The organism is Planomonospora sp. ID67723 (assembly GCF_015711605.1).
In the GTDB taxonomy this organism is placed as follows: Bacteria; Actinomycetota; Actinomycetes; order Streptosporangiales; family Streptosporangiaceae; genus Planomonospora_A.
In genome coordinates, this window is the sequence record NZ_JABTEZ010000001.1 from 832116 (window position 1) to 856781 (window position 24666).

Below are 24666 nucleotides of genomic sequence, written 5' to 3' on the forward strand. Positions count from 1 at the left end.
CGTACCCGTCCGATCGCCCCCCCGCCCCGCCACCCAGGGCGCGGTCGTCCCCCGAGGAGGAAGCATGACCGATGACACCAAACGAGCCGTCCGGACCGCTCTGCAGACCGCCGTGGGCGTCTCCGTGGCGCTCCCGATGATCGTGGACGCGACGGGCGTCCCCGAGGCACTGCCCGGAGTCGCCACCGCCCTCGCGGTCGCCGGGGTCTTCGCCCGGGTGATGGCGATCCCCGCCGTCCAGTCCCTCCTGCCCCGCTGGCTCCGTACGGGCGTCGTCCCGCAGGAGTAGGCGCCCGGCCGTTCAGTCCAGGAACGCCGCGACGGTCGCCGTGAACCGGTCGGCGTCATCGAGCCACGGGTAGTGCCCGGCGCCCGGCTGGACGACGAGCCGGGCGCCGGGGAACAGCGCGGCGAACTTCGCCACGACCCGTGGTGCGGCGCCCAGGTCCACCTCCCCGGCAAGCAGCAGCACCGGCGCGCCGAACGCGGCCAGCGCGGCGCGGGCGGCGTCCGGGTCGAAGGCGCCCCCGGCGGTGGAGGCCCTCGCGACCTCGTCGTCGCGCTGCCCTTCCTCGGCCGCCTGGTGTGCCTGCGCCACCGCGTCCCACCGGCCGTAGAAGAACGGTGCGACGGCCGCCCAGTCGTCCTTCGTGGCCCTGCCGTCCGTGATCGCCGCCAGGGCCGCCGACGCCGCCGGGAACCAGGGCTCGCCCTCACGGCGCCGTGCGACCTCCCAGCGGTCCTCGCCGGTGGCCTCGATCCCGACCGCCCGGGTGCTCGGAGTGATCAGGGCGAGCCTGCCCACGCGCTCCGGGTGCCGGGCCGCGTACAGCACCGCGAGATTCGCGCCTGCGGAGTGCGCGAGCAGATCCATCCGATCGAGGCCGAGGTGCCGGCGCAGTGCCTCGACGTCGTCCACCTGGCGGTCGCACCGGTAGGAGGCGGTGTCCCGCGGCGCCGCGGAGCGGCCGGTACCCCGCAGGTCCAGCACCGCCAGCCGCCGGCGCGCGGACAGGCCGCCGAGCTCGCCGAGGTAGGCAGAGTCCCGCATCGGACCGCCCGGCAGGCAGATCACCGGGTCGCCCTTGCCGTACAGGCGGTAGGCGAGAGCGGTCCCGTCGGGAGCGGAGAAGATCGGCATGCCGGGATCATGTCAGCGGTCCTTCGGACGGGACAACCGCGCGTTCCCGGAACGGTCCGGACATGCCGAGGGCTCGCGAACCGGTTTCCCGGGATGATGTGCCCTGGGTTGGATGGAGTCGCGTTGCTGGACTTCATGCCGGTTGGCGGGTTGGGCAGGACATCTCGTATTCGATGGGCGTGAGCATCCCGAGGGCGCTGTGGCGGCGTTGGCGATTGTGGAAGATCTCGAGGTACTCGAAGATCGCATTGGCCGGTTCTATGCGGGTCTTCCACCGCTGCCGGTTGAGCAGTTCGACCTGCATACCCCGCCAGCGAGTCGGGGAGCTCGGCGGCCGTCAGGGATCATGTCCCCATCGGGCCGGGCGCGGGGGTCATCATCGGGCGGAGCGGGAAACCGGCCCAACGCAACGTCGGGAGGCCACGACCCAAGCACTGCCTCCCGACGCTGGGGCTCAAGCGTTGCCGGTGCGGTGGGCCAGCCAGACCCGGCCCGCGGCAGCGGCGCGGGCGCGGAACTCCCGGCCGTCGTCCGGGCCGTGCATGGCCTTGTAGACGCGGAACAGCGTCCACGCGGCGAGCAGACCGTCCACCGCGGAGGGGGGCGCGTCCTCCCAGGAGGGCACCTGCGCGAGCAGGTCCTCCACCTGGAACGGCGAGTGCCCGGCCTCGATCAGACGCGGGCCGAGCATGAACGCGTCGATCCACGCGGCGCCTGCCGCCGCGAACCCCCAGTCGATGACGCGGACGCCCTCGGCGGTGATCTGCAGGTTGCCGGGATGCAGGTCGTAGTGCAGGAGCATGTCCCCGGCCAGGTCGGCGACATCGAAGCCGCCGAGCGTCGCGGCGTACAGGTCCCGGTACGGCAGCACTCCGGGCGGCTTGGCCAGCAGGTGACGGCTCTTGACCAGCAGCCCGTCGACGTTGTCGGCCATCAGCGGTCCCACGGCCGCAGGCGACGGGGCGAGCAGGTGGCCGAGCTGCGCCACCGTAGTGAGGATGGCCGGCACATCCGGGGAGCCGGGCGACAGGTCCGCGGCCCGGCCCTCGACGTACTCGAACAGCAGACTGATCCAGCCGCCGGCGTCACTGCTCCACAGCAGGCGCGGCGCCGGGACGGTGTCCGGGAGCACCTCGCCCGCCCACCGTTCCCGCTCGTACAGGCGTACGGCCGGGCTGTCGGCGGGCAGGGCCTTGAGGAAGACGCGGCCGCCGTCCTCGGTGTGCAGACGCAGGGCGGCGCCGGGCATGAGTCCGTCCGTGGCGGCCTCGACGGTGGAGCCGATCGCCGCGGCCGGGTCGGTGATGGCCGCACCGGGGGTGTCGGTCGGGACGTGGTGGATGAATCGTCCCGCGACGCGCTCGCAGAAGACGGCGTACTCGAGGGTGTAGGTCAAGAACGCGTGCCAGCCGGGGTCGACCTGCCGGGACGGGGACAGGCCCGCGCCGGGGTTGAGAGCACACGCGGCCAGGAACGCCAGCGCCTGCTCCATGACGCGCTCGGCGCGCGGGCCGGGGAGGTTCTCCTCGGCCGCGACGCGGGCGGTGAGCCGGTCGAACAGCTCACCGGGGATGAGGGTGCGGGGATTGGCCAGCTCGGCAGCGGTGAGCCGGACCTTGGTGGTGGACATGGAACCTCCCGTTCACACGTGCGGCCCTCCGGCCGCTGGACGTCGTGCGGTGGTGCTGTTCCGTTCAGGCGATGCGGGTGTCCCCGGCAGGAGAGGACCTGGAGTTTCCGGGGGCACACCCGGCGACCGGAGGTCCGACGGCCCTGCGCCCACAGGGTCGTCCGGTCTCGTCTGCTCCCCGCCGCCGCTTGGCCCGGCCGGAAAAGAACCGAGCCAGGAACTGGCGGCGGGTCATCACGGGTGGTGCTCCGCTGGGCGACCCCTGGCCGCCGTCCGAGCGGTGAAGGCGATGCGGCCGAGGAGGAACTCGGTCTCCGGGGAGACCTCCGCCCCGTCCGGCCGATACCGGATCACGGACCCGTCCGCCCGGTGCTCGACGGGGAAGCCGTCCGACCACCGTGGCCCGGGCCGGCCAGGGGTGTCACCCCCGATGGACGGCCCGCACCCGGACGCCTGCCGCAGGAGGGGGACGCCAGCGGCGGCAAGCGGGTACGGCGCGACCGCGTCGTCCATGCGGGGTTGTGCGCCGCGGCTGTTCATGCGGGACCCCGTAGAGGGGAGGACGCCCGTGGGGTGACGGATGAGCGCATGCCTTGACGGTAGGGATGCCCGTCGAAGCAGCTCAAGGAGATTGCTTCAGATTGCTTCACGATCAATCAAGAGGTGGAGGAACCGCCCGGGAAGAACTCCGCAGCGAGATCATCGAGCACACGGGCCATGACGGCGCGGGCCTCCCGCCCGTACACCGCAGCCTCCTGCATCATCTGGAAGATCCGCCCGTACAGGTCGATCTCCTCCGGCTGGATCAGCGACAGCTCTGCCGAGAACGTCTCAACGGTCACCAGTTCCTCGTCGTAGATCCAGAACCCGTGCACGGGGGTCTTCGGCAGGCGGACCGTCCACGGGATCACACCGAGCGCCACGCTGGGCAGCGTGCCGACCGTGGTCAACCGGTCGATCTGTCCCATCATCACCTCCGGCGGGCAGAGCAGGTTCCGCAGCACCGATTCCGTCAGCACGAAGTGCAGGCGTTTGCCCGGCTGGTAGAGAATCCGCTGCCGGTCCATGCGGGCCTGCACACCCTGATCGAGGTCGTCGGGGATGTGGTGGGTGGTGATGACCTGGGTGAGGATGCTGCGCGCGTACTCCGGCGTCTGCAGCAGCCCGGGGACGGTGGACGGCTCGAACACCCGCAGCATGGAGGCGCTCGCCTCTCGTGCGGAGACGGTGAGCTGCTGCGCCTGGGTGCCGGCCCTCAGCTTGGCCCGCCACTCGGCGTACGCCAGTTCCAGGCTCTTCAACTGTGCGAGCAGGGAGGGCACCTGGGTGGCGTGGCCGGTCGCGGCCGCCCAGGTGCGGATGTCGTCCTCGCTCGGCGTCTGCTTGCCGTTCTCGATCTTGGAGACCTTCGTGGCTCCCCAACCGAGGGACTGCGCGAACTCCTTCCCGTTCAGGCGGGTGGTCTTGCGGAGCTTGCGCAGCCGGTCCCCGAGGGCCTCACGCGCCTGTCGTACGGTCGGCACCCTGCCACTTCCTGGCGTACTCGTTGTAGGGGATGGCGTGGTGCCAGGCGGCGTCCCGGCCCGCGCAGTGCTCCACCACCGCGGCCGGGTCATCGATGTGCTCCCACGCCTCCAGCTCGTCGGCGTCGTTGAACCGGCCCACGACGATGAACCGCGAGTCGAACAGCCACGCATCCACGTCGGGCAGGCCGAGGCCGGCGGTCTGGTCGCGTGGCAGGAACCGGATGTCCTCCCCGGCGTCGATGTTCCCGGCGGTCAGCCGGAGCGTGAACCGCATGTAGTCGGTCAGCGGCTCCGTCACGACGCGCGCCCGCTCGACGCGCTTCCCTGCCGCCTTGGCGGCCCGCATCAGGTCCATCCAGGGCTTGCGCTGGATCGCGTTCAGCCGCTCCAGCTCGCCCCAGTCGCCGGCGGCGTACGCGGCGAGCCGGTCGGCTTCGGCGGGCACGTTGTAGCGGTCTCGCAGCTCCAGCCGGTAGGCGGTGTGCTTGAACGCGGTGAACAGCGCCAGGAACTCCTCGCCGGTCAGGAGCCGGGTCACTGCACCTCCCGGGCGAGCGCGAGAACATCGGCGGGCACCTCGACCACCAGTTCGTCGTCGGCCAGGTCCCGGATGCCGGCCAGCGCCTCCGGGTCGGTCACGATCTTCCCCTGGACGACGTAGGTGCCCCGGTCGGTGGCGTAGAGCGCCGGGCAACTTCCCTCGTTCGAGCCGCCGGTCCTGCCAAGGAACGTTAGCCGCATCGCGGCCTCCTGGGATCGAGCTTGCTTGCGATTGCTTACATGAGGCCGATGGTTGCCTCACCTTGCCTGATGGTCAAGGGGTTTGCTTCGCCGGACGGGATCGATCGTCGGTCACTGAGATCCGCCGAAGGAAGGCGACGGCCCCGGCGCCCTCCGTTCCGGGGCCGTCCTCCATGCCCACCGGGGCACTAACCCGTACGGGGCGGGCCGCCGATCATCCTGCCGCCGAGGTCGTCTTCGGCCTGCCGCCCATGACCTGGTCGACGACGTCGACGGCGCGCTGGTCGGCCTCCGGCGAGAGGCGGCTGTAGATGTTGGCCGTGACTATGATGCTCTCGTGGCCCAGGCGCTTGCTCACGGTGTCGAGCGAGACGTCGGACGCGAGCAGCTCGGTGGCGTGGGCGTGACGAAGGCGTGCAGGGTCGGCGACTTCCTGATGCTTCGCTGCCTGGCCAGCTCGGTGACCTTCGACCAGATCCGGGACCAGCCGTTGGAGTGCAGGATGACCCCCTTCGGGGCGGCGAAGATCAGCTCCTGGTCGGACGCGTCCTTCGTGCGGTGCTTGAGGTCGATGTCGCACGGCCGCAGCGCCGTGACCTCGCCGTAGCGCAGGCCGGCGCCCATGGCCGGCGTGATGACGTCGCCGGCGAGCTCGCCACGGGACCGGAGGCGCTGCTGGCCCATCCGGGTGACCCACGCCTGGATGACGCCGGTGGTGATCTCGGTGATCGGCACACCTCCGGGAGGCCGAGGCGGATGCCGCCCTCCGGGAGGAGGATCGCGGGCCGCCCGTGCCGGTCGAACAATCGCCGGTAGATCGATGCCATGTCCACCTTCCCGTTTCGGAAGGTGAGCACCACTGCCACCGGGGCCGCGTTTCAAGACCGAGAGCGGGGCCGTTCCCCCACGGCTACCCATGATCGTGATATGCGAAGGGCCTCTGACCTGATCACACAGGTCAGAGGCCCTTGTCAGCGGCGGTGGTGGTGGGATTTGAACCCACGGATGAGTTGCCCCATCACACGCTTTCGAGGCGTGCGCCCTCGGCCACTAGGCGACACCACCGCCGAGCAGCTTACCGGATAACCGCTGTCACTCGCGCCTCCGGCGAGCGGCGAAGAACTCCGTGAGCACCCCGGCGCACTCACCCGCCAGCACGCCCATGACGACCTCGGGACGGTGGTTGAGCCGGCGGTCCCTGATCACGTCCCAGAGCGACCCCGCCGCGCCGCCCTTGGCGTCCACCGCCCCGTAGACGACCCGGTCGACCCGGGCCAGGACCGCGGCCCCCGCGCACATCGTGCAGGGCTCCAGTGTGACCACCAGGGTGCAGCCGCCCAGCCTCCACTCGCCGTGCTCCCGCGCCGCCTCGCGCAGGGCCAGCACCTCGGCGTGGGCGGTCGGGTCGCGCAGGGACTCGCGGTCGTTGCCCGCCTGCGACAACACCGCGCCGTCGGGGCCGAGGACGACCGCCCCGACCGGCACCTCCCCGCGCTCACCCGCCCGTACGGCCTGCGCCAGCGCCAGCCGCATCGCGGGAGCGTAGTCGATCAACCGTCGTCAGCGCCCGTCGGCATCCGCCGGGACCGTCCGCCCCGCACCCGTCATCGCAGCCGGTCGAGCTCGTCGGCGAAGGCCAGCCTCTCGGCGATCACCGAGAGCGTGTCCGCCGGCAGCGCGCCCTCCTCCATGCTGAGCTCGATGAGCTCCTCGGGGCTCACTCCCAGGTCGCTCAGGATCTCGAAGTCGCCCGCCGGCCGTACGCCCACCTCGGGCGTGTCGGCGTCGGGTGCGACCCCGGCCAGCTCGCCGAAGAGCTCACCGAGGTCGTCGGTGAGCCCTGCCTGTGCGTCGGAGAGGAACGCCCGGGGCTCCTCGTCCCCCCGGTAGCGCACGAGCGCGAACCACTCGTCCTCCACCTCGACGCAGAGCAGGGCCAGCTCGTCGCCGTCGAGGCCGAGGTGCTCCTGCACCGCGTCGCCGAAGTCGTCGACGATCTCGGCCCCGCTGAGGTCGACCTCGGCGCCCCTCCAGCCGCTGGCGGTGCGGACGAAGGCTGCCGAGAAGATTCTGCTGCCGGAAGGTCTGGTGGCCATGGCCGATCTCCTGAGGTCAGCCGAACACGGAGTCGATGGCGCGTTCGAACGGCTCGGAGAAGCCCAGCCGTGCCGCGATGCTGGACAGCACGTCCTCGGGAAGCAGGTCGATGTCCCCGGACAGGACGCCGAGCTCCATCTCGTCGAGCCCCAGGTCGGCGAAGATCGACAGGTCGCCCGCGGGGAGCGCCGTCTCCTCGTCCTGAAGGATCGCGTCGAGCTCGTCCTCGTCGGGCACCGGGACGTCGAGGTATTCGAGCACCTGCCGCGCGAGCGGGAAGTCCCAGGACGCGGCGACGTCGGAGAGGAAGACCTCGACCTGCTCACCGAACACCCTTAGCGCCACGAAGAACTCATCCCCCACGGCGACCAGGCCAATCGCACCGCTCATGGCCGGCTGCTGGCGCAGGGCGTGGATCAGCCCGTGGAGATCGGAGGTGAGCGCCACGGGAAGCATCTCCGCTTCCCACCGGTCGTCCTCGCGATAGACCACGATGGCGAAGTCGAGCGCATCTTCGTCTGTCATCGTCATCCCCACCGAGCGGCCTGTACGGAGGTCAATGGTTCCAGACGAGAGGCATAGCCGTATGCCTCTCCGTCTAAATTGTGATCAAATCCCACGCGTGGCGCGTGTCACCCGTGCTCCGTTATCTCCCGCACGACCGTCCGGGATACCGTTTACGGCCATGGAGACCCTGGTCGTTGACCACCCGCTCGTGGCACACAAGCTGACCGTCCTGCGGGACGCGAACACGGACTCGCCCACCTTCCGGCGCCTCGCCGACGAGCTCGTGACCCTGCTCGCCTACGAGGCGACCCGGCACGTCCGGGTCAGCGAGGTGACGGTGCAGACTCCCGTCGCCCCGGCCAAGGGGGTACGGCTGGCGCACCCGTACCCCCTGGTGGTCCCGATCCTGCGCGCCGGTCTGGGCATGCTCGACGGGATGACCCGGCTGCTGCCGACCGCCGAGGTCGGCTTCCTCGGAATGATCCGCAACGAGTCGACCCTGCAGGCGGAGACCTACGCCACCCGGCTCCCCGACGACCTGTCCGGCCGCCAGGTGTACGTGGTGGACCCGATGCTGGCCACCGGCGGCACCCTGGCCGCGGCGATCGAGTTTCTCTTCGAGCGCGGGGCCGACGACGTGACCGCGCTGTGCCTGCTCGCCGCGCCCGAGGGCATCGCCTACATGGACCGGGCGTTCGCCGACAGCGGCAAGCCGATCCGCCTGGTGACGGCCGCCCTCGACGAGCGGCTGAACGAGCACGGCTACATCGTCCCCGGGCTGGGGGACGCCGGCGACCGCCTCTACGGCGTCGTCTGAGATCCCGCGCGTCGCCCCGGGTCCGGCACCGGACCCGGGGCCCGTCCCTGTCCCGGCCCTTCCGGCACGCCTCGTCCCGGATTTCCGCAACCGTACGGTGCCCCCTGAGACGACCCCGGAGCCCTGAGGCGCCGGGCTCCGCTCCCCGATGTTTCCCCCGCACGTCGGAGGGCTGTTTCCGTCACCTCATCGTTACACTCTGCGATTACACGGGTACGAAAAGTGCCGAAGATATCTCTTCCGCGCCCGCCGTCAGAGCACCGGGCGCACACCAGGGAGAACAGTGAGCGAGCGAAACACCCCGGCTCCGGAGCCGGACCCCTACGCGGACGTCAGCGCCGCGTTGCGGGAGGAGTTCTCCGCGGTCCACCCCGCCTCCACCGTGACCCGCTGCATCGACGCGGCGCACTACGGCGCGTTGGAGATCACCGGATACGCCCACCCGGGACTGGTCGAGCGGATCGCCCGCAAGCACCTCCAGGTCCTCGCGCTGGTCGCGAGCGGGCGCGAGTGATCCGGAACCCCGTCGGCCCGCCCGCCTTCCGCGCCGAGCGGCAGACCGGATCGGCCGATGCGCTTTACCCAACGAACTGGGTGGGTAATGTATACGTCGGGTGCAGTGGGTGAGCGGTAGCAGGAGGCCGAAGTGCAGGTCAAGAAACTTTTGAAGTACAGCGCCATCGCCTTCGCCGCGTTCTTCCTGTTCAAAAGACCGGATGACGCGGCGGGAGCCGTCAGGGGCGCCCTCGACTCGGTGTACGACGCAGCCGATTCGCTGGCCCGATTCGTCTCCCACCTGTCATGAGCAGACTCGTCACCCACGGGGACTCCGCCCCCTCGTCGGTGAACCGCTACCTCCTCCCCCACGAGCACCAGGTCATCATGGTGCGGCGCCACCCGGCCGTACTGCTCCGCCCCATCGCCGAGGTCTTCGGCGGCCTCATCATCGCCGGGGTCATCAGCACCTGGCTCGGCAACCAGAACGCCGGCGGCGGGATCTTCGTCGTCTGGTGGGCGTGGCTCCTGATCCTGATCCGCTTCGTTTGGAAGCTCGCGGAGTGGTCGGTCGACTACTTCGTGGTGACGTCCAAGCGCATGCTGCTCACCACGGGGCTGATCACCCGCAAGGTCGCCATGATGCCGCTCACCAAGGTGACCGACATGAGCTTCCAGCGTTCCCTGATCGGCCGAATGTTGGGATATGGGGAGTTCATCCTCGAATCAGCCGGTCAGGATCAGGCATTGTCGACGGTCACATACATCCCGTATCCGGAGACCCTCTACCTGGAGGTCTGCCAGATGCTATTTCCCAACGCGAACGACTCGGATGATTAATGCCCCTCTGACCGCTATGGGATAGCGGGAGGGGGCTGCTCAGCCCGAAGATTCCGGTCGGCGGGGTTACCCTATTCGACTTCTTCATGCAATCATGGCGGAGACATTGACCATCCCCCGCCCTGAGAGATCAGATGCCGAGTCAGGGAACCATCGGTGACCGTGTCCGCGGACTGCGGCTGAGCAGGCGCATGTCTCAGGCCCAGCTCGCCGGGCCAGACCTTTCCGACAGCTACGTCTCCCTCATCGAGTCGGGCAAGCGCACGCCCACCCCCGTGGTGGCGCGGTTGCTGGCGGAGCGTTTGGGGTGCACCACCGAGTTCCTGCTGCACGGCATCGAACCCCGCCAGCGCATAGACACCGAGCTCGGCCTGCGTCACGCGGAGCTGGAGCTGCACCACGGTGACCCCGCCGTGGCGGCCGAGCGCTTCGGCGAGATCGTCAAGGCCGCGGGCGAGGAGAACGCCATGCTGGCCGCCCACGCGCGGCTCGGCCGGGCGCGGGCCCTGGAGGCCCAGGGCATGACCGGTCCGGCGGTCGAGGCGTTCGAGCGGCTCCGCCGTGAGGCCACCGCCCACCCCGAGCGGCTGGCGAACCTGCCCCTGACGGTCGCCCTGAGCCGGTGCTACCGGCACGGAGGCGACGTCCTGCGCGCCCGCGACCTCGCCGCCGCCGCTCTGACGGAGGTCAACCGGCTCGCCCTGACCCAGGGTGAGATCGCCGTGGACCTGGCCGCCTCCCTACTGGAGACCGAGGCCCCGCACTCGCCCGGCCTGGCCTTCGTCCGCCGGGTCGTCCAGGACAACGGCGTGCCGGCCGCGGTCTCCCGGGACGAGGAGATCCATGCCCTCTGGCAGGCGAGCGTCACCGCCGCCGAGGGGGAGGACTCCTCGCTGGCCGTCCGTCTCGCCGACGACGCGATCGCTGCCGGACGCCCGGCTCGGATGACGGTCAAGCTGGCCTGCATCGCGATGAAGTGGTCGCGCCTCGCCTCCGCCTTCGACGGGGAGCCGCTCGACCGGGTCCGCACGCTCGCGACCGCCGCGAGCGAGGTCTTCGGATCACTCTCCCGCCACGGGCACGACCACGCCGAGAGCCTGGTCGTGCTCGCCTCCGTGGAGCTGAAGAGCGGCGACCTGGAGGGCGCGGCCCGCCTGTCCGCCTCGGTCCTCGACCTGCCGGGAAGCGGCTCCCGCGTCATCGGCGCCGGTGCGCGGCTGGTCCTCGCCGAGGTCGCGCTCGCGCGCAGTCACGGCAGTCACGGCAGTCACGACACGGTTCTCTCCCACCTCCACGCCGCCCGGGACCTGCTGTCCGGCTCCGACCCCGTCTCCGGCGTCAACCGGGAGTCCGCACGGGCCTGGCGCCGGCTCGGCGATCTGTACGGCCAGGCCGGTGCGCCCGAAGAGCAGACGAGCGCGTATCGTAAGGCGCTGGAGGCAGTAGGGGTCCACAGTGTGCTCGTCGGGGTGACCGTGGACTCGGCGTTGGCCCGGTAAGACTTTCCTTGCCTCCGGCGCTCCGGATTTGGCTTCATGCCTCTGGAATAATTAGGGTCTATCAGTCATTGACTCATAGGATGATTGGTTCCCCCAGAGGAGGCGGACTGTGAGTCTGCGTACGGCGCAGCGAGCGTCCCTCGTCGACCAGGTGATCGATCAGCTCAAAGAGCAGATCGTTTCGAACTCCTGGCAGATGAATGCAAAGATTCCCACCGAGACGGTGCTCGCCGAGCAGTTGGGGGTCGGACGCAACACCGTCCGCGAGGCCGTACGGGCACTCACCCACGCGGGCCTGCTGGAGTGCCGCCAGGGCGACGGCACCTACGTCCGGGCCACGAGCGAGCTGTCCGGGGCCATGCTGCGGCGGCTGCGTGCCGCCGAGCAGCTGGAGATCCTGGAGGTACGGCGGGCGCTGGAGGTGGAGGCCGCACGGCTGGCCGCCACCCGGCGCACCGACGACGACATCGCCGCCATCGAGACCGCGCTGGCCGCGCGGGAGCAGGCCTGGGAGCTCGGTGAGCCCAACGGGTTCGTCGAGGCCGACCTCGCCTTCCACATCGCGGTCGTGCAGGCCACGCACAACCGCGTCCTGATCGAGCTCTACGAGGACTTCTCCACGGCCCTGCGTGCCAGCATCACCGCCGCCGGCACCTCGATCAACAGCAGCTACATCCCCCACGACGCGATCGCGCGCGCCATCGCCGCCGGTGACGCGAGCGCCGCCGAACGGGCGGGCCACGCGTGCATGGAGCACATCCTGATCGCGCTGACCGAGGCTCAGGAGCTCCCCTCCTGACCCGTCGCCGTGCGGCGCCGGCCGGCGCCGCACGGCCGTCTCTCCCACCGGCCCGGCGGGCCCGGCATCCGTGTCAGGTCTGACGCAGGGACATGACGAGGTAGCGGAAGGCCGGATCGGCGTCGCCGGGAACCTCGGTGATGAGGGCGGGCCGGGTCGACGACTCCATGTTGACGCGGACGAACTCGGTCTCGACCCCGGACAGGCCGTCCAGCAGGAACTGCGACTGGAAGGCGATCTGGATGTCGTCGCCGGACAGCTCGGCCTCCACCGCCTCGGTGGCCCGGCCGATCTCGCCACCGCCCGCCTGGACCACCACCCGGCCCGGGCTGAACGACAGGCGGATCGCGGTGTTGCTCCCGGCGACCAGCGCCACCCGCTTGATCGCCTCGACGAACGGGGCCACCCGCAGGTCCGCCCGGATGGACCAGTCACCGGCCAGCCGCGAGTGGTAGTCGATGAACTGCTCGTCCAGCAGGCGGACCGTGATGCTCCTGCCGACGCTCTCGAAGCCGGCGACGCCCTCGCCCAGCGCCACCGCCACCTCACCGCCCCGCAGCGACCTGGCCACCTCCACGAGCACCCGGGCGGGCACCATGGCCGCGGCCGTGACGCCGGGGTGCTCGGGGCGCCAGTCGAAGTCCCTGGCGGCGATGCGGTAACGGTCGGTCGAGGCCATGGTCATGTTCTCGCCGGAGACGTCGACCCTGATGGCGGTCAGCATGGGAAGGGTCTCGTCACGGCTGGCCGCCGGGGCGACCTGGCCGACCGCGCTCGCGAAGACCCCGCCGCCGATCGCGCCGATCCCGGGCGGCATCCCGGGCAGGGTCGGGAAGTCCTCCACCGGCATGGTCAGCAGGCCGAACTCCGCGCCGCCGCAGGTCAGCACCGCCTCCGAACCCGTGGTCACGATCTCCACCGGCTCCGCGGGCAGGCTCCGGGTGATCTCGGCGAGGATCCGGCCGGGGATCAGCACCCGGCCCGCCTCCTCCACCTCGGCCTCGACCGCCGCACGGGCGGAGACGTCGTAGTCGAAGGCCGAGAGCACGAGCTCCTCCCCCGCCGCCTCCAGGAGCAGGCCGGAGAGCACCGGAAGCGCCGGACGGCCCGGCAGCATGCGGGCGGCCCAGACCACAGCGTCGGCCAGGACATCGCGGTTGACCCGGAGCTTCACCTGGGGATCCCTTCTGCACGCGGATGCCGTGTTCTCCCGAACGGTAGCCGGTGACACCGACAGAACATCCATATCAGGCACCCGGCCTCCGGATGAGTCCGCAGACCGGTATTTCTCAGGTCCGCGGTCCTCCCGCCGACGGGGAAGCCATGAGCAACGGAGTGGATGCGATACAGCGCGTACTGGCACGGATGACCATCGACAAGGCGTTGCGCTTCGGCTTCGCCATGGTGATCGGCATGTTGCTGCTGCCCGCGGCCACCTCCGCGTGGCACCTGTGGCAGGCCTCTTCCACCGTGAGCCAGCTCGCCGAGGCCGGTATGCCCGGTGCGCAGCTCACCGGCAAGGTCGACGGGCTGATGAACAAGTACCGCAAGGAGCAGTGGGAGTACCTCGCCCTGCCCGAGGGCGACGAGGAGCAGGCGGCGACGGTCGAGGCGATGGCCGAGGAGGACGCCGACATGAAGGCCCTGTTCGCCGAGTTCCGCGAGCTGCCGCTGAGCGACGCTCACCTCTCCGTGCTGTCCGGGTACGAGCGCGCATGGACCGAGTACGTCCGCGCGACCGGCCCGCTGGTCGCGCTGGCCGACGCCGGCGACTTCGCCGCCGCCCGCGCGACGTTCGACAGCGGCGCCGGCGACGAGCAGTGGGACAAGCTGAAGGAGGGCCTGAAGTCCCTCCGGGAGCTGGACGTCCAGGCCGCCCAGGAGAGCCGTGACGAGGCCGACCTCGACGTCGTCGTCGGGTTCACCACGCTGGCCGTGCTGCTGACGGCCGCGCTCGGCATCGCCCTGGTCATCCGCCGGATCCTGGCCCGGCGCATCTCCACCGGGCTGCGCAGCCTCTCCACCGCCGCCGACCGCATCGCCCGGGGCGACCTCGACCAGCGGATCGAGGTCACGGCCGACGACGAGATCGCGGAGGTCGCGGCGGCGTTCGACCGCATGGTGGAGTACCTGAACTCGATGGCCGGGGTGTCCCAGCGGATGGCCGACGGCGACCTGGCGGTCGACGCCGCGCCGAAGTCGGCCGAGGACCGCCTCGGTCAGGCCTTCGACGCCATGGTGCGCAACCTGAACGACTCGATCGGGCAGGTGCGCCACTCGGCGGGCGCGCTCGACCAGGCCTCGCAGGAGCTGTCCGGTGTCTCCGAAGGCGTGCGCGCCGCCGTGAGCGAGGTGGTCGGCAACGCCGAGCGCCAGGTGGACCTCGTCAGCCAGGCCCAGCGTGCCGCCCAGCAGACCTCCGGCCTGGTCGAGGAGGGCATCGGCACCGTGCAGCAGCTGACGCAGGTGATGCGGGACCTCGACGAGAAGTCCGCCCGCATCAGCGACATCGTCGACACCATCTCCCGCATCGCCGGGCAGACCAACCTGCTGGCGCTCAACGCCTCCATCGAGGCCGCCCGCGCCGGGGTGCACGGCTCCGGCTTCGCCGTGGTCGCGGGAGAGGTCCGCGCGCTCGCCGAGGAGAGCAGCAAGGCCGCCCAGTCCATCGCGGGCGTGGTGGCCGAGATCCAGCAGACCAGCGGCGAGGCCGTACTGGTCGTCGACGAGCACGCCCGGGGCGCCTTCGAGCGGATCGCCGGCGGCACCACGACGCTGCGCGAGGCGCTCGACGAGGTCGGCTCCTTCGCCGGGGCCAACATGGCCTCCACCGGGCGGATGGCCGACACCACCGGCGCCGTCACCGCCTCGGTCGAGCAGCTCGCGCAGACCGCCGACCGGCTGCGCGAGGTCACCGGCAGGTTCAGGACCGGGCGGCGTTGAGGTAGGCCAGCACGGCCAGGACGCGGCGGTTGTCGTCGTCGGAGGGGGCGAGGTCGAGCTTGGCGAAGATGCCGGCGGTGTGCTTGCCGACCGCGCTCTCGCTGAGGAAGAGCCGCTGGGAGATGGCCGCGTTGGAGCGGCCCTCCGCCATCAGCTCCAGGACCTCCCGCTCCCGCGGCGTCAGCGCGGCCAGAGGTTCGTGCCGGGCGGTGCTGGCCAGCAGTTTGGCGATCACCTCGGGGTCCATCGCGGTCCCCCCGGCGGCGACCCGGCGCACGGCGTCGACGAACTGCTCGGCGTTGAACACCCGGTCCTTCAGGAGATAGCCGATCGCACCGGACCCGTCGGCGAGCAGCTCGCGGGCGTAGAGCTGCTCGACGTGCTGGGAGAGCACCAGGACGGGCAGGCCGGGGATCACCCGGCGGGCGGCCAGCGCCGCCTGCAGGCCCTCGTCGGTGAAGGTGGGCGGGAGCCGGACGTCCACCACGGCCACGTCGGGCCGCTCCCCGGTCAGCGCCTTCAGCAGCTCGGGCCCGGACTCGACGGCGGCCACGACATCGAAGCCGTGAGCCCGCAGCAGGTGGACCAGGCCCTCCCGAAGCAGGTGGAGGTCTTCGGCGATGACGACGCGGGCGCTCATCGGCCCGGCCGGGCGACGTGGGGGTTCATCGGTCCAACTTTAGGCAGACCGGGTTCATCCCGGCCATCCACCGGTTGCGGGAGTGCTGGATCGGCAGCAGCACGGCCGCGCTGTACAGGACCAGGCCGAGGGCGATGTTGAAAATGATCATCGGCCACTGCACCGGCTCGGGCAGGTAGAGGATGTAGAACCAGCTCTTCTCCTCCTGATCGATGATCTTCATCACCGCCGTGACGATTCCCTGCGGGAAGAGCGGAAGCCAGCCGATTCCGTAGCCGAGCACGACGATCGCCCATTTCCACTTGGGCATCTGCGCCGTCGTGTCGAAGTTCTCCTCCCAGACCAGCGCGTGCGGCAGGTCGATGGTGACCGTCGTCGGGCCGCCCGGCGGGCTGCTGATCGCCAGTACCCCGTCGAAGGCGGCCAGTCTCCGCTCGATGCCGCGCAGCCCGCTGCCCCGCGCCGGGTCGGCCCCGCCCGAGCCGTCGTCGGTGACGGTGACGCGCAAGGTCTTCCCCTGGCTGCTGATGTCGATCCAGACGCGGTCCGCGCCTCCGTGCCGGGCCGCGTTGGTCAGCAGCTCGCTGATCGAGAAGTAGGCGGCCGACTCGACAGGCGACTCGGGGCGGGTCTTCAGGTCCACGGTGACCTTCACCTCCAGCGGGCTGTCGAGGGCGAGGGCGCGCACCGCGTCGCCCAGGCCGCGCTCGGCCAGCACCGGCGGGTGGATGCCCCGGACCAGGCCGCGCAGCTCGGTGAGCGCCGTGGAGGAGGCCTCGCGCGCCTTGGCCAGCAGCGCCCTGGCCGCCGTCGGGTCGGTGTCCACCAGCGCCTCGACGGCGCCGAGCGTCATGCCGATGGCCACCAGCCTGGCCTGGGCCCCGTCGTGCAGGTCGCGCTCGATCCGGCGCAGCTCGGCCGCCTGCGAGCCGGCCGTCTCCATGCGGGCCTGGTTGAGCGTGTGGATCCGCCTCGCCAGCAGGGACTTGGCCGTGGGGCCGAGCAGCAGCTCGTTCCACCAGCCGTAGAAGTGCAGCAGCCGTGGGGCCGCGGCGACGGCGGCGACGGCCGCCGGCCCCAGGAGCAGCGCCGCCGGATGCCACTGCCCCACCACGATCACGCCGTACCCGACGGTGACCGCGGGCAGCAGCAGGACCGCGCCCGTGAGCGGGCTGAGAACGAGCCAGAACAGGTCCCGCCAGGTGGCCGGGTCGCCGAACATCCACTTCCAGCGGTTGTTCCACTCGGGCCAGCGCGGCGTCTTGTAGAGCTGGCGGTCGTGGCGATACCACCCGTCGGGCTGAGGCCGGACGGGCGGCGGGGGCGGCAGGTAGGACGGCCCGATCTCCCGCCCGAGCCACCTGCCGCTCAACCGCCTGGCGAGCCCCGTGCGCCACCGCAGCACCCTGACCGACGGAGGGAAGAGGAAGACGACCCCGATCCCGAACGAGAGCACGATCATCAGCACGGTCACAATCGCCAGGACCATGTCCACCAGGGTCAGCAGCCCCAGGCACAGGGACCGGGCCGTCGCCTCCGCGTATCGCCTCATGTCATGAAGTCTCGGTGATCGGCCGCGTGCTGCCCAGTGGGGCCGCGTGCCGTACGGGGGTGGAGTTATCCCCACCCCTGCTCGGTATCCAGACCGATTACACCGGAGATGCATACTTTCTACCGTCAGTGCCATGAAGGTGATCGAGGTAGACAACCTCCGCAAGCAGTACCGCGACCGGCTCGCGGTGGACGGCGTGTCGTTCACCGTCGAGGAGGGCGAGATCTTCGGCGTTCTCGGCCCCAACGGCGCCGGCAAGACGACCACCGTCGAGTGCGTCGCCGGTCTGCGCACCCCCGACTCCGGCACCGTGAAGGTGCTCGGCGGCCTGCGCGGTGACGCGCTCAAGGAGAAGCTCGGCGTGCAGCTGCAGAGCTCCGCGCTGCCCGAGCGGATCAAGGTCTGGGAGGCGCTGGACCTGTACGCCTCCTTCTACCGGATGCCGGTGGACCCCATGGCGCTGGTGGAGCGGGTGGGGCTCGCCGACAAGCGCGACACGCGGTACGGCAAGCTCTCCGGCGGCCAGCAGCAGCGGCTGTCCATCGCCCTGGCGCTGGTCGAACCCCCGCGTGGCCATCCTCGACGAGCTCACCACCGGCCTGGACCCGCAGGCCCGGCGGGACACCTGGGACCTCATCGAGCAGGTCCGGGCGGACGGCGTGACGATCGTGCTGGTCACCCACTTCATGGAGGAGGCCGAGCGGCTCTGCGACCGGATCGCACTGATCGACTCCGGGCGGGTGGTCGCCCTCGACAGCCCGGCCGGGCTGATCTCCCGCATCGACCACCAGCAGACCGTCAGGTTCCGGCCCTCCGGCCCGCTCGACGAAAGCGTGCTGAAGACGCTGCCCGAGGTGACCGGGGTGCACCGCGACGGCGACCGGGTCGAGGTCACCGGCGACGGCAATCTGCTGCTCGCGGTCACCGCCGCCCTGGCCGGAGCCGGGGTCGTCCCGGCCGACCTCCGTGTCGAGCAGGCCACCCTCGACGACGCTTTCCTCGCCCTCACCGGCAAGAAGATCACCAATGGAGACGCCCGATGAACAAGATGATCCTGGTCGAGACCAAGCTGTTCCTCCGCGAACCGGGCGGGCCGATCTTCGCGATCCTGCTCCCGCTCGGGCTCCTGCTCGGCCTGGGGATGATCCCCTCCTTCCAGGAGGTCAGCCCGGAGCTGGGCGGCCAGCGGGTGATCGACAACCAGCTCCCCGCGATGATGATGATCCTCGCGGTGGTGACGATGGCGCTGAGCGTGCTGCCCGCCGCGCTGGCGGCCTACCGCGAGACCGGCGTGCTGCGCCGGATGTCCACCACTCCCGTCAGCCCGTTCCGGCTGCTGGTCGCCCAGCTGGTCATCAACCTCGGGGTCGCGGTGATCGCCACGGTCCTGCTGATCGGCCTGGGCCACCTGCTCCACGACATTCCGCTGCCCAAGAGCCCGCTGGCCTTCGCAGGCGTGTTCCTGCTCGGCACCGCCTCGATGTTCGGCCTGGGCCTGCTGATCACCGCGCTGGCCCCCACCGCCAAGTCCGCGCCGGGCATCGGATCGGTGCTGATGTTCCCGCTGCTGTTCATCTCGGGCATGTGGATTCCCAGGGAACTGATGGCCGACGTGCTGCGGCGGATCGGCGACTTCCTGCCGATGGCCCCGTTCGCCCAGGCCGTACGGGACACCTGGGCCGGCAACCCGCCGCAGCTGCTGCACCTGGTGGTGATGGCGGCGACCCTGGCCGTCACCGGCACCCTGGCCGCCAAGCTGTTCCGCTGGCAGTGACCCCCGGCGCGACCTCGGGTGAAGACCCCGGGACACCCCGGGCGGACATCCCGGCCCACCCGCTCGCCCACCGCCCCGGCCTGCCCGTTCCCCGGAACGGGCAGGCCGCTTCGTTGCGGGGTCCCCTCAGAAGAGGTCGAGGATCAGCAGTCGCAGCCGCAGCCGTCGCAGCAGCCGCCCTCGCTGCAGCAGGAACACGTCTCGCAGCAGGACGAGCACGCGTCGCAGCACTGCCCGCAGGCGTCGCAGCCGCCGCAGTCCAGGCGCTCTCCGCAGGACTTGTAGCGGTCCTCGTCCCACGGGGGCCGGTAGAGCCCGCAGCTGCAGACCATGAAGCTGAGGGCGAAGCAGAGCCGGGGCCCGCAGCCGGGCTCCGGCCTCAGCCTCGGGTCGCGGGGCACGGTCTTCCCGGGGTCGCCTGCCGGCGGCGCCTCGGGGGAGCCGTTGCCCGGCGGGCCCGCGGTGGCCTCCCCGGCGGTGCCCCGGCCGTCCCCGGTGACCGGGCGGGCACAGGCCGCCGGAGACGGCTGGGCGAAGACGCGGTCCACCGAGCGGCGGACCTCCTTCACCAGCAGGGCCTTCACCAGCCCCCGTTCCTGCAGGTCCAGGTCGGCCACGGCCAGCCGCAGGCCGAGCAGCGCGTCGTCGCAGAGGCGGCGGGCCTCGGCGAGACCGGTTCCGGTGGCGAGCAGCGGGTTGTAGGCCCCGGCCGCCCGGTCCGCCTCCAGGTCCTCCACCGCGTCCACCAGGTGGACGAGCCTGCCGAAGCAGCGCCCGGCCTCGGCCAGGAGCTCGGCGTTGTGCGGCTTGCCCGCGAGGACGGCGGTGTGCGCGAACGCCGCCGCGACCGCGTCCTCGGTCGGCCCGGTCAGCTCCAGCAGCGTCAGGCCGGACTCGGCCTCCAGGCGGGTCTGCCGCTCCACCGCCTCGGCCAGCACCCCGGGGTCGAACCCGACGGCGGCGGCCGTACGGACTCCTGACGACTCCCAGCGTGCGGCCACCCGGCCCGCGAGGGCGGCGACCGGCCGCCGGGCGTAGATGCCGTCGCGGTCGGCGATGTGGTCGCGGACCTTGCCCGAGGCGAGGATCAGCGAGGTCGCCGCGGCCAGCCGCACCCCCTCGGCCCGGGCGCCGACCACCTCCGCGCCGGAGAAACCGCGCAGCGCGCACGGGGCGGCCCTGCGGCGCGGGGAGACGGCCGGGGACTGCGCCTCGGTCAGCACCGAGACCAGCAGCCCGTCGTAGTTGGTCACCAGCCGGGCCGCGTGACCGTGCTCGTCACGCAGTGCCAGGCAGAGCCCGCACAGGTGCGCCATCCACGCCGCGAACAGCCCTCCGCACATGCCGTGACGGCACGGCCGAACGATCCCGAACATCTTCACTCCGCAGTCGCGCTCTACAAGTGCGGCAAAAAATCCCATATGTGGCTTAAGAATGACTTGCAGACCATATGTCACCAGGCAATATGGCCGGGCCGGTCCCGCGAACGGTCACCGCCCCACCGGCCGTCCCCCTCCGGCCGCACCGGGTACGGCGGGCCGCAGCCGGTGCGGCCGTGGCACGCTGGGAGTCATGCTGACCCTGGCGCACATGAGCGACATCCACATCGACGGCACTCGCAGCATCGAGCGGACCCGCGCCGTCATGCGGCACCTGACGGCCATGCCCGGCCCGCTGGACGCCGTCATCGTGACCGGTGACATCGCCGACCACGGCGCGGCCGGAGAGTACGAGACCGCACGCGAGCTGCTGGCGTCCGGCCTGCCGACGATCGTGTGCCCCGGCAACCACGACGACCGCCAGACCTTCCGGAAGGTCCTCCTCGGCGAGGACGGGGGCGGCGACGGCCCGGTCAACCAGGTCCTGCGGCTCGACGGGCTCACCGTCGCCCTGTGCGACTCCAGCGTCCCCGGACGGCCGGAGGGCTTCCTGGAGGACGAGACGCTCGCCTGGCTGGACGCCGTGCTCGCCGAGTCGCCCACCACCCCGGCCGTCGTCGGCATGCACCACCCGGCCGCCCCCCTGGGCATCCCGTACGTCGACGGGATCGGGCTGCGCGAGCCCGGCCGGCTGGCCGAGGTGCTGCGCCGCCACCCCCGGGTCGTCGCCGTGCTCGCCGGGCATGCCCACACCCCGGCGAGCACCCGGTTCGCGGGCCTTCCCCTGCTCGTCGCCCCCGGCGTCATCAACACCGCGCTCGTACCCGCCGAGACCGCCGCACGGGTCCCGGTCGACCTCGGCATGCCGCCGCAGTTCGCCCTGCACGTCCTCGACGGCGACCACCTCGCCACCCACATCCGCCCGGTGGTCTGAGGCGGGTCCCCCGGCGGCCCGGTCGGTGAACGGGGCCGCCGCGGCGCCCGGAGCCCTCGATGGCGTCCGGCTGGTCCTCGTGGAAGGCGCGTGCCCGCCGGTCCTCCCGCCCCGGACACCGGACGGTCAGTGCGTGGCCATGTCGACGAAGCGGCTGTAGTGGCCCTGGAAGGCCACGGTCACCGTGGCGGTGGGGCCGTTACGGTGCTTGGCCACGATCAGGTCGGCTTCTCCGGCGCGGGGGGACTCGCGTTCGTACGCGTCTTCTCGATGGAGAAGGATGACCATGTCGGCATCCTGCTCGATAGATCCACTTTCGCGAAGGTCGCTAACCATGGGCCTTTTGTCCGTTCGCTGCTCCGGACCACGGTTGAGCTGGGAGATCGCGATGACCGGGACCTCGAGTTCCTTGGCGAGCAGCTTGATCGCCCGGGAGATCTCGGAGACCTCGTTCTGACGGCTCTCGGTCTTCTTCGGCGAGGACATCAGCTGGAGGTAGTCGATGATGACGAAGCGCAGGTCGTGCCGTTGCTTCAGGCGGCGGCACTTGGCCCGGATCTCCATCATCGACATGTTCGGCGAGTCGTCGATGTAGAGCGGCGCCTCGGCCACCTCGCCCATCCGCCGGGCCAGCTTGGCCCAGTCCTCATCGGTCAGCGAACCCGAGCGCATGGAGTGCAGCGCCACCCTGGCCTCGGCGGAGAGCAGTCGCATCGTGATCTCATTTCTGGACATTTCCAGCGAGAACACGACAGTCGTCATACCGTGCTTGATCGCGGCGGACCGCGCGAAGTCCAAACCGAGCGTGCTGTTGTGGGTGGGGATGCACGCCCTGCTCGCAAGGTACATGTGGTCGGCGTTATCGACCTCGACACAGCGCACCGGCACCGAGGGAACGGGCCGCACGTCCACGATGTACCGGACGAGGCTTGTCGGATGCGCTCGGCTCACCTGGCGGTCAGCCTTGCGGGTCAGCCGGAACACCTTCTCCGCCGCAGTAAAGTTGATCATGTAGCAGGTGGAGGAGTCAGCCCTCCTGCCCTTGACCTCTCTCGTCCTCATGGTCGCCCGGTACCCCAGGCTCAGAACGAGCTCCAGGGCATCTTCGGCGAGCCTCCGGTTCGTGACGGCGAACTGGATCTGACCGTTCTTGCTCACATAGCCGTCGGTGTCCAGCAGCCCGGCCAGCAGCGCCCTCCGCTGCTCCTCGGAGGCGCGCAGATAGCTACGCGGAATGTGCTTGTCGCCGAGCACCCCCAGGGAGCGCAGGACCGCCTGTACGGTGCCGTGATGGTCCCGGCACGCCTGACACTGCCGCAGACCGCTGGACGGGCCGCCGCAGTCAGAGCACGTGGGCGCCGGGACCGGATCCGATACGAAGCGGGCTTTCCCGCCGCAGGACTGGCCGCAGGTGCGCACCTGCGACGTCCGGGGCGTGAAGGACTCTCCGCAGACGACGCAGGAACGCGGCGCCACGGGCTCTGGATCCGGGAACCGGATCGAATAGGAGATCTCGGCGGCCGTGCGGGTGACCCGGAGTCCTTCTGCCTCGATCGCGGAGACGATCTCCTGATCGACCGTCGTGAAGCGGGCGCCGTCACTGTGGCCATCTCCCAGCCAGACGCCCAGGACGTACGGCGGCAGCGGCAGATCCTGCTCGTCCAGGCAGAACGGCGCCGCGACGGTGACCGCGTGGTTCGGCCGCCCGTCCGCCGTGGTGCAACGCAGCGTGGCGGCGATTTCCTCAGTGGTGACGACGTCCTCGTGCACCGCAGTCGTGGCGGCGTTCCTCGGCTGGATCACCCGGGCGTACAGCGCCTCGGAGAGGCGCCTGCGCGAATATGCCGGCGTGTTCCAGACATAGCTCCGCGCCGGGCCGGTGACGGTCCGGGGAACCTTCCCTGCGGGTCCGATCTCCTTGCCCACGGTGTGGAGAACGTGGCGGAACTCCTCCCCCACGATAGCGAGGGCTTCACGATGCGTGACGAGCCCGTCGGACTCCGCCTGCGACGCCTCATAGGCGTTCCTGACGCGTTCGACCGACTCGACGGGCCAGTGGAGGGACCGGCCGACACCCGCCTTCTGGCGGCGGCTCGCCCGCGTGGTCGTCCGCCACCGGTGCTGCGCGTCGGCGACGATCACCGTCCCGTCGCTGAACTCCACCTCGTAGCAGGGACGCCCGTGCATCACGTCGGTCGCCGCGACCACCCGGGTGGGCTTGCCGTCCGCACCGATCAGGAGGTCTCCCACCGCGACCTCTCCCATGGTCGTCCATCCGGCGGGAGTGGGAAGGAGTGTGTCGAGCGCGAGAGCCTTGCCGATCGCCGGGCGCGCGGCCACGACGATCATCTGGCCGGGGTGGAGGCCGTTGGTGAGGGCGTCGAGATCCTGGAAGCCGGTGGGGACGCCGACCATCTGGCCGCTCCGGCCGCCGATGGCCTCCAGCTCGTCGAGGGCACCCGGCATGATCTCGGACAGCGCGGCGTAGTCTTCGGAGGTCCGGCGCTCGGTGACCTTGTAGATCTCGGCCTGAGCGCGGTCGACGAGGTCGTCGACCTCCTCGTCCTGCCCGCCGTAGCCGAAGGAGACGATGCGGGTGCCGGCCTCGATGAGGCGGCGGAGGATGGCCTGCTCGCGGACGATGCGGGCGTAGTAGCCGGCGTTGGCGGCGGTGGGCACGACGGCGGTCAGCGTGTGGAGGTAGGCGCCGCCGCCGACCCGGGTGACCTCGCCGCGCTTTTGCAGCTCGTCGAAGACGGTGACGGCGTCGGCGGGGTCGCCGCGGCCGTAGAGCTCGGTGATGATGTCGAAGACGATCTGGTGGGCGGGGCGGTAGAAGTCGTCGGACCGCACGATCTCGACGACGTCGGCGATGGCATCCTTGGACAGGAGCATGCCGCCGAGAACGGACTGCTCGGCCTCGATGTTGTTCGGCGGCGTACGCTCGAACCCCGACTCGAAGACCGGTGGCTCCGCAAGGCTCACCGCACACCCCCTTTCGTCGCGGTCCTGCCATCCCCAGTTGTAGCCGACCGGTACGACAGTCTCGTCCCTCCCCGAAGCAGTGGCAACGCGGCCTGTCGACAGGGCTGTGGATAACATGTGGACTTCCCGGCCAAGGGTGTGGGCAGCCTGGGGACAGACCTGTGGATAATAGTTATCCACAGGGCGACACGCCGTTCTGATCAGGGAAAACTTAATCCACTGCCTGTGGAGAAAAGAAAGTCGGGGTGACACGCCGATACCGCTTCCGTATGGCGCGCCGGCCTGCCGGCTCCCCCCTGCCGTGTCCGTCCACATCCCGTCGGGCCGGCGTCTCGCATCCGGCCGGCCGTGGCCGGCGCCTCCCTCC

General features: G+C 70.8%; 23 protein-coding genes, 1 tRNA gene and 3 pseudogenes. 11 read left to right on the forward strand and 16 right to left on the reverse strand.

Going from position 1 to position 24666, the window contains the following annotated elements:
- Positions 1-64: 64 nt before the first annotated feature.
- Positions 65-289: a hypothetical protein gene (locus tag HS041_RS03870; protein WP_196439131.1), complete on the forward strand. Its 225-nt coding sequence runs from the start codon at positions 65-67 to the stop codon at positions 287-289.
- A gap of 12 nt (positions 290-301) precedes the next feature.
- On the opposite strand, the gene HS041_RS03875 is transcribed toward HS041_RS03870, so the two are convergent.
- From HS041_RS03875 to HS041_RS03925, 11 genes and pseudogenes are all read right to left on the reverse strand, one after another.
- Positions 302-1141 carry an alpha/beta fold hydrolase gene (locus HS041_RS03875; protein WP_196439132.1) on the reverse strand — a complete coding sequence of 280 codons (840 nt, stop codon included), beginning with the start codon at positions 1139-1141 and terminating at the stop codon, positions 302-304.
- Positions 1142-1274: 133 nt separating this feature from the next.
- A pseudogene (locus HS041_RS03880) lies at positions 1275-1454 on the reverse strand (IS3 family transposase); the annotation flags it as partial.
- Between the two features lie 141 nt (positions 1455-1595).
- The gene (locus HS041_RS03885) at positions 1596-2771 is read right to left on the reverse strand and encodes a phosphotransferase (protein WP_196439134.1); all 1176 of its coding nucleotides are present in this window, start codon (positions 2769-2771) and stop codon (positions 1596-1598) included.
- Positions 2772-3427: 656 nt separating this feature from the next.
- A complete protein-coding gene (locus HS041_RS03890; RefSeq protein WP_196439135.1) occupies positions 3428-4294 on the reverse strand; it encodes a helix-turn-helix domain-containing protein in 867 nt (288 codons plus the stop codon).
- Positions 4269-4835, reverse strand: coding sequence for a DUF6879 family protein (locus tag HS041_RS03895; RefSeq protein ID WP_196439136.1), 567 nt, complete (start codon positions 4833-4835; stop codon positions 4269-4271). Before HS041_RS03895 ends, HS041_RS03890 begins: the two co-directional genes overlap by 26 nt.
- Positions 4832-5038, reverse strand: a complete 207-nt coding sequence (locus HS041_RS03900; RefSeq protein ID WP_196439137.1) for a hypothetical protein — start codon at positions 5036-5038, stop codon at positions 4832-4834. Before HS041_RS03900 ends, HS041_RS03895 begins: the two co-directional genes overlap by 4 nt.
- A gap of 214 nt (positions 5039-5252) precedes the next feature.
- Positions 5253-5735 (reverse strand): tyrosine-type recombinase/integrase, encoded by a 483-nt coding sequence (locus HS041_RS39915; RefSeq protein ID WP_307845162.1) that lies wholly within the window; start codon positions 5733-5735, stop codon positions 5253-5255.
- Between the two features lie 281 nt (positions 5736-6016).
- Positions 6017-6103 (reverse strand) — tRNA-Ser (locus HS041_RS03910).
- A 27-nt stretch (positions 6104-6130) separates the two neighbouring features.
- Entirely contained in the window at positions 6131-6571 is a 441-nt protein-coding gene (gene tadA / locus HS041_RS03915) for a tRNA adenosine(34) deaminase TadA (RefSeq protein WP_196439139.1), read from the reverse strand.
- Positions 6572-6642: 71 nt separating this feature from the next.
- Positions 6643-7134: a tRNA adenosine deaminase-associated protein gene (locus tag HS041_RS03920; RefSeq protein WP_196439140.1), complete on the reverse strand. Its 492-nt coding sequence runs from the start codon at positions 7132-7134 to the stop codon at positions 6643-6645.
- Between the two features lie 16 nt (positions 7135-7150).
- Positions 7151-7660 (reverse strand): tRNA adenosine deaminase-associated protein, encoded by a 510-nt coding sequence (locus HS041_RS03925; RefSeq protein WP_374058820.1) that lies wholly within the window; start codon positions 7658-7660, stop codon positions 7151-7153.
- A gap of 160 nt (positions 7661-7820) precedes the next feature.
- Between HS041_RS03925 and upp the strand changes: the two genes are divergently transcribed.
- The 6 genes from upp to HS041_RS03955 all read left to right on the forward strand — a co-directional run bounded on the left by upp (position 7821) and on the right by HS041_RS03955 (position 12092).
- The gene (gene upp / locus HS041_RS03930; protein WP_196439142.1) at positions 7821-8459 is read left to right on the forward strand and encodes a uracil phosphoribosyltransferase; all 639 of its coding nucleotides are present in this window, start codon (positions 7821-7823) and stop codon (positions 8457-8459) included.
- Between the two features lie 283 nt (positions 8460-8742).
- On the forward strand, positions 8743-8973 hold the full coding sequence (locus HS041_RS03935) for a hypothetical protein (protein ID WP_196439143.1): 231 nt from the start codon (positions 8743-8745) through the stop codon (positions 8971-8973).
- Between the two features lie 132 nt (positions 8974-9105).
- Entirely contained in the window at positions 9106-9264 is a 159-nt protein-coding gene (locus tag HS041_RS03940; protein WP_196439144.1) for a hypothetical protein, read from the forward strand.
- Positions 9261-9794 carry a PH domain-containing protein gene (locus HS041_RS03945; protein WP_196439145.1) on the forward strand — a complete coding sequence of 178 codons (534 nt, stop codon included), beginning with the start codon at positions 9261-9263 and terminating at the stop codon, positions 9792-9794. Before HS041_RS03940 ends, HS041_RS03945 begins: the two co-directional genes overlap by 4 nt.
- A gap of 134 nt (positions 9795-9928) precedes the next feature.
- Positions 9929-11293, forward strand: coding sequence for a helix-turn-helix domain-containing protein (locus tag HS041_RS03950; RefSeq protein ID WP_196439146.1), 1365 nt, complete (start codon positions 9929-9931; stop codon positions 11291-11293).
- 109 nt (positions 11294-11402) lie between these two features.
- On the forward strand, positions 11403-12092 hold the full coding sequence (locus HS041_RS03955) for a FadR/GntR family transcriptional regulator (RefSeq protein ID WP_196439147.1): 690 nt from the start codon (positions 11403-11405) through the stop codon (positions 12090-12092).
- A 73-nt stretch (positions 12093-12165) separates the two neighbouring features.
- On the opposite strand, the gene dnaN is transcribed toward HS041_RS03955, so the two are convergent.
- Entirely contained in the window at positions 12166-13266 is a 1101-nt protein-coding gene (gene dnaN / locus HS041_RS03960) for a DNA polymerase III subunit beta (RefSeq protein ID WP_196439148.1), read from the reverse strand.
- Positions 13267-13457: 191 nt separating this feature from the next.
- On the opposite strand from dnaN, the gene HS041_RS03965 reads away from it, so the two are divergent.
- Positions 13458-15035: a methyl-accepting chemotaxis protein gene (locus tag HS041_RS03965; protein WP_196439149.1), complete on the forward strand. Its 1578-nt coding sequence runs from the start codon at positions 13458-13460 to the stop codon at positions 15033-15035.
- Here the strand turns inward: HS041_RS03965 and HS041_RS03970 are convergent.
- Entirely contained in the window at positions 15016-15675 is a 660-nt protein-coding gene (locus HS041_RS03970; RefSeq protein ID WP_196439150.1) for a response regulator transcription factor, read from the reverse strand. The two genes, HS041_RS03965 and HS041_RS03970, sit on opposite strands and share 20 nt — an antisense overlap.
- 25 nt (positions 15676-15700) lie before the next feature.
- Entirely contained in the window at positions 15701-17227 is a 1527-nt protein-coding gene (locus HS041_RS03975; protein ID WP_196439151.1) for a sensor histidine kinase, read from the reverse strand.
- Between the two features lie 133 nt (positions 17228-17360).
- Here HS041_RS03975 and HS041_RS03980 point away from each other — a divergent pair.
- Positions 17361-18270: pseudogene (locus HS041_RS03980) on the forward strand (ABC transporter ATP-binding protein).
- Between the two features lie 29 nt (positions 18271-18299).
- A pseudogene (locus HS041_RS03985) lies at positions 18300-19001 on the forward strand (ABC transporter permease); the annotation flags it as partial.
- A gap of 143 nt (positions 19002-19144) precedes the next feature.
- Here HS041_RS03985 and HS041_RS03990 read toward each other — a convergent pair.
- On the reverse strand, positions 19145-20377 hold the full coding sequence (locus tag HS041_RS03990; protein WP_196439153.1) for a DUF5685 family protein: 1233 nt from the start codon (positions 20375-20377) through the stop codon (positions 19145-19147).
- Positions 20378-20573: 196 nt separating this feature from the next.
- Between HS041_RS03990 and HS041_RS03995 the strand changes: the two genes are divergently transcribed.
- Positions 20574-21314 carry a phosphodiesterase gene (locus HS041_RS03995; RefSeq protein WP_196439154.1) on the forward strand — a complete coding sequence of 247 codons (741 nt, stop codon included), beginning with the start codon at positions 20574-20576 and terminating at the stop codon, positions 21312-21314.
- A 126-nt stretch (positions 21315-21440) separates the two neighbouring features.
- On the opposite strand, the gene dnaB is transcribed toward HS041_RS03995, so the two are convergent.
- Positions 21441-24299 (reverse strand): replicative DNA helicase, encoded by a 2859-nt coding sequence (gene dnaB, locus HS041_RS04000; protein ID WP_307845163.1) that lies wholly within the window; start codon positions 24297-24299, stop codon positions 21441-21443.
- Between the last annotated feature and the right edge of the window lie 367 nt (positions 24300-24666).

Excerpts from the sequence above, each read along its gene's own strand:
- HS041_RS03870 (WP_196439131.1), top strand. The coding sequence starts at position 65 with ATGACCGATGACACCAAACGAGCCGTCCGGACCGCTCTGCAGACCGCC.
- HS041_RS03875 (WP_196439132.1), bottom strand. The coding sequence starts at position 1,141 with ATGCCGATCTTCTCCGCTCCCGACGGGACCGCTCTCGCCTACCGCCTG.
- HS041_RS03885 (WP_196439134.1), bottom strand. The coding sequence starts at position 2,771 with ATGTCCACCACCAAGGTCCGGCTCACCGCTGCCGAGCTGGCCAATCCC.
- HS041_RS03900 (WP_196439137.1), bottom strand. The coding sequence starts at position 5,038 with ATGCGGCTAACGTTCCTTGGCAGGACCGGCGGCTCGAACGAGGGAAGT.
- tadA (WP_196439139.1), bottom strand. The coding sequence starts at position 6,571 with ATGCGGCTGGCGCTGGCGCAGGCCGTACGGGCGGGTGAGCGCGGGGAG.
- HS041_RS03920 (WP_196439140.1), bottom strand. The coding sequence starts at position 7,134 with ATGGCCACCAGACCTTCCGGCAGCAGAATCTTCTCGGCAGCCTTCGTC.
- HS041_RS03925 (WP_374058820.1), bottom strand. The coding sequence starts at position 7,660 with ATGACAGACGAAGATGCGCTCGACTTCGCCATCGTGGTCTATCGCGAG.
- upp (WP_196439142.1), top strand. The coding sequence starts at position 7,821 with ATGGAGACCCTGGTCGTTGACCACCCGCTCGTGGCACACAAGCTGACC.
- HS041_RS03945 (WP_196439145.1), top strand. The coding sequence starts at position 9,261 with ATGAGCAGACTCGTCACCCACGGGGACTCCGCCCCCTCGTCGGTGAAC.
- HS041_RS03950 (WP_196439146.1), top strand. The coding sequence starts at position 9,929 with ATGCCGAGTCAGGGAACCATCGGTGACCGTGTCCGCGGACTGCGGCTG.
- HS041_RS03965 (WP_196439149.1), top strand. The coding sequence starts at position 13,458 with ATGACCATCGACAAGGCGTTGCGCTTCGGCTTCGCCATGGTGATCGGC.
- HS041_RS03970 (WP_196439150.1), bottom strand. The coding sequence starts at position 15,675 with ATGAGCGCCCGCGTCGTCATCGCCGAAGACCTCCACCTGCTTCGGGAG.
- HS041_RS03975 (WP_196439151.1), bottom strand. The coding sequence starts at position 17,227 with ATGAGGCGATACGCGGAGGCGACGGCCCGGTCCCTGTGCCTGGGGCTG.
- HS041_RS03990 (WP_196439153.1), bottom strand. The coding sequence starts at position 20,377 with ATGTTCGGGATCGTTCGGCCGTGCCGTCACGGCATGTGCGGAGGGCTG.
- HS041_RS03995 (WP_196439154.1), top strand. The coding sequence starts at position 20,574 with ATGCTGACCCTGGCGCACATGAGCGACATCCACATCGACGGCACTCGC.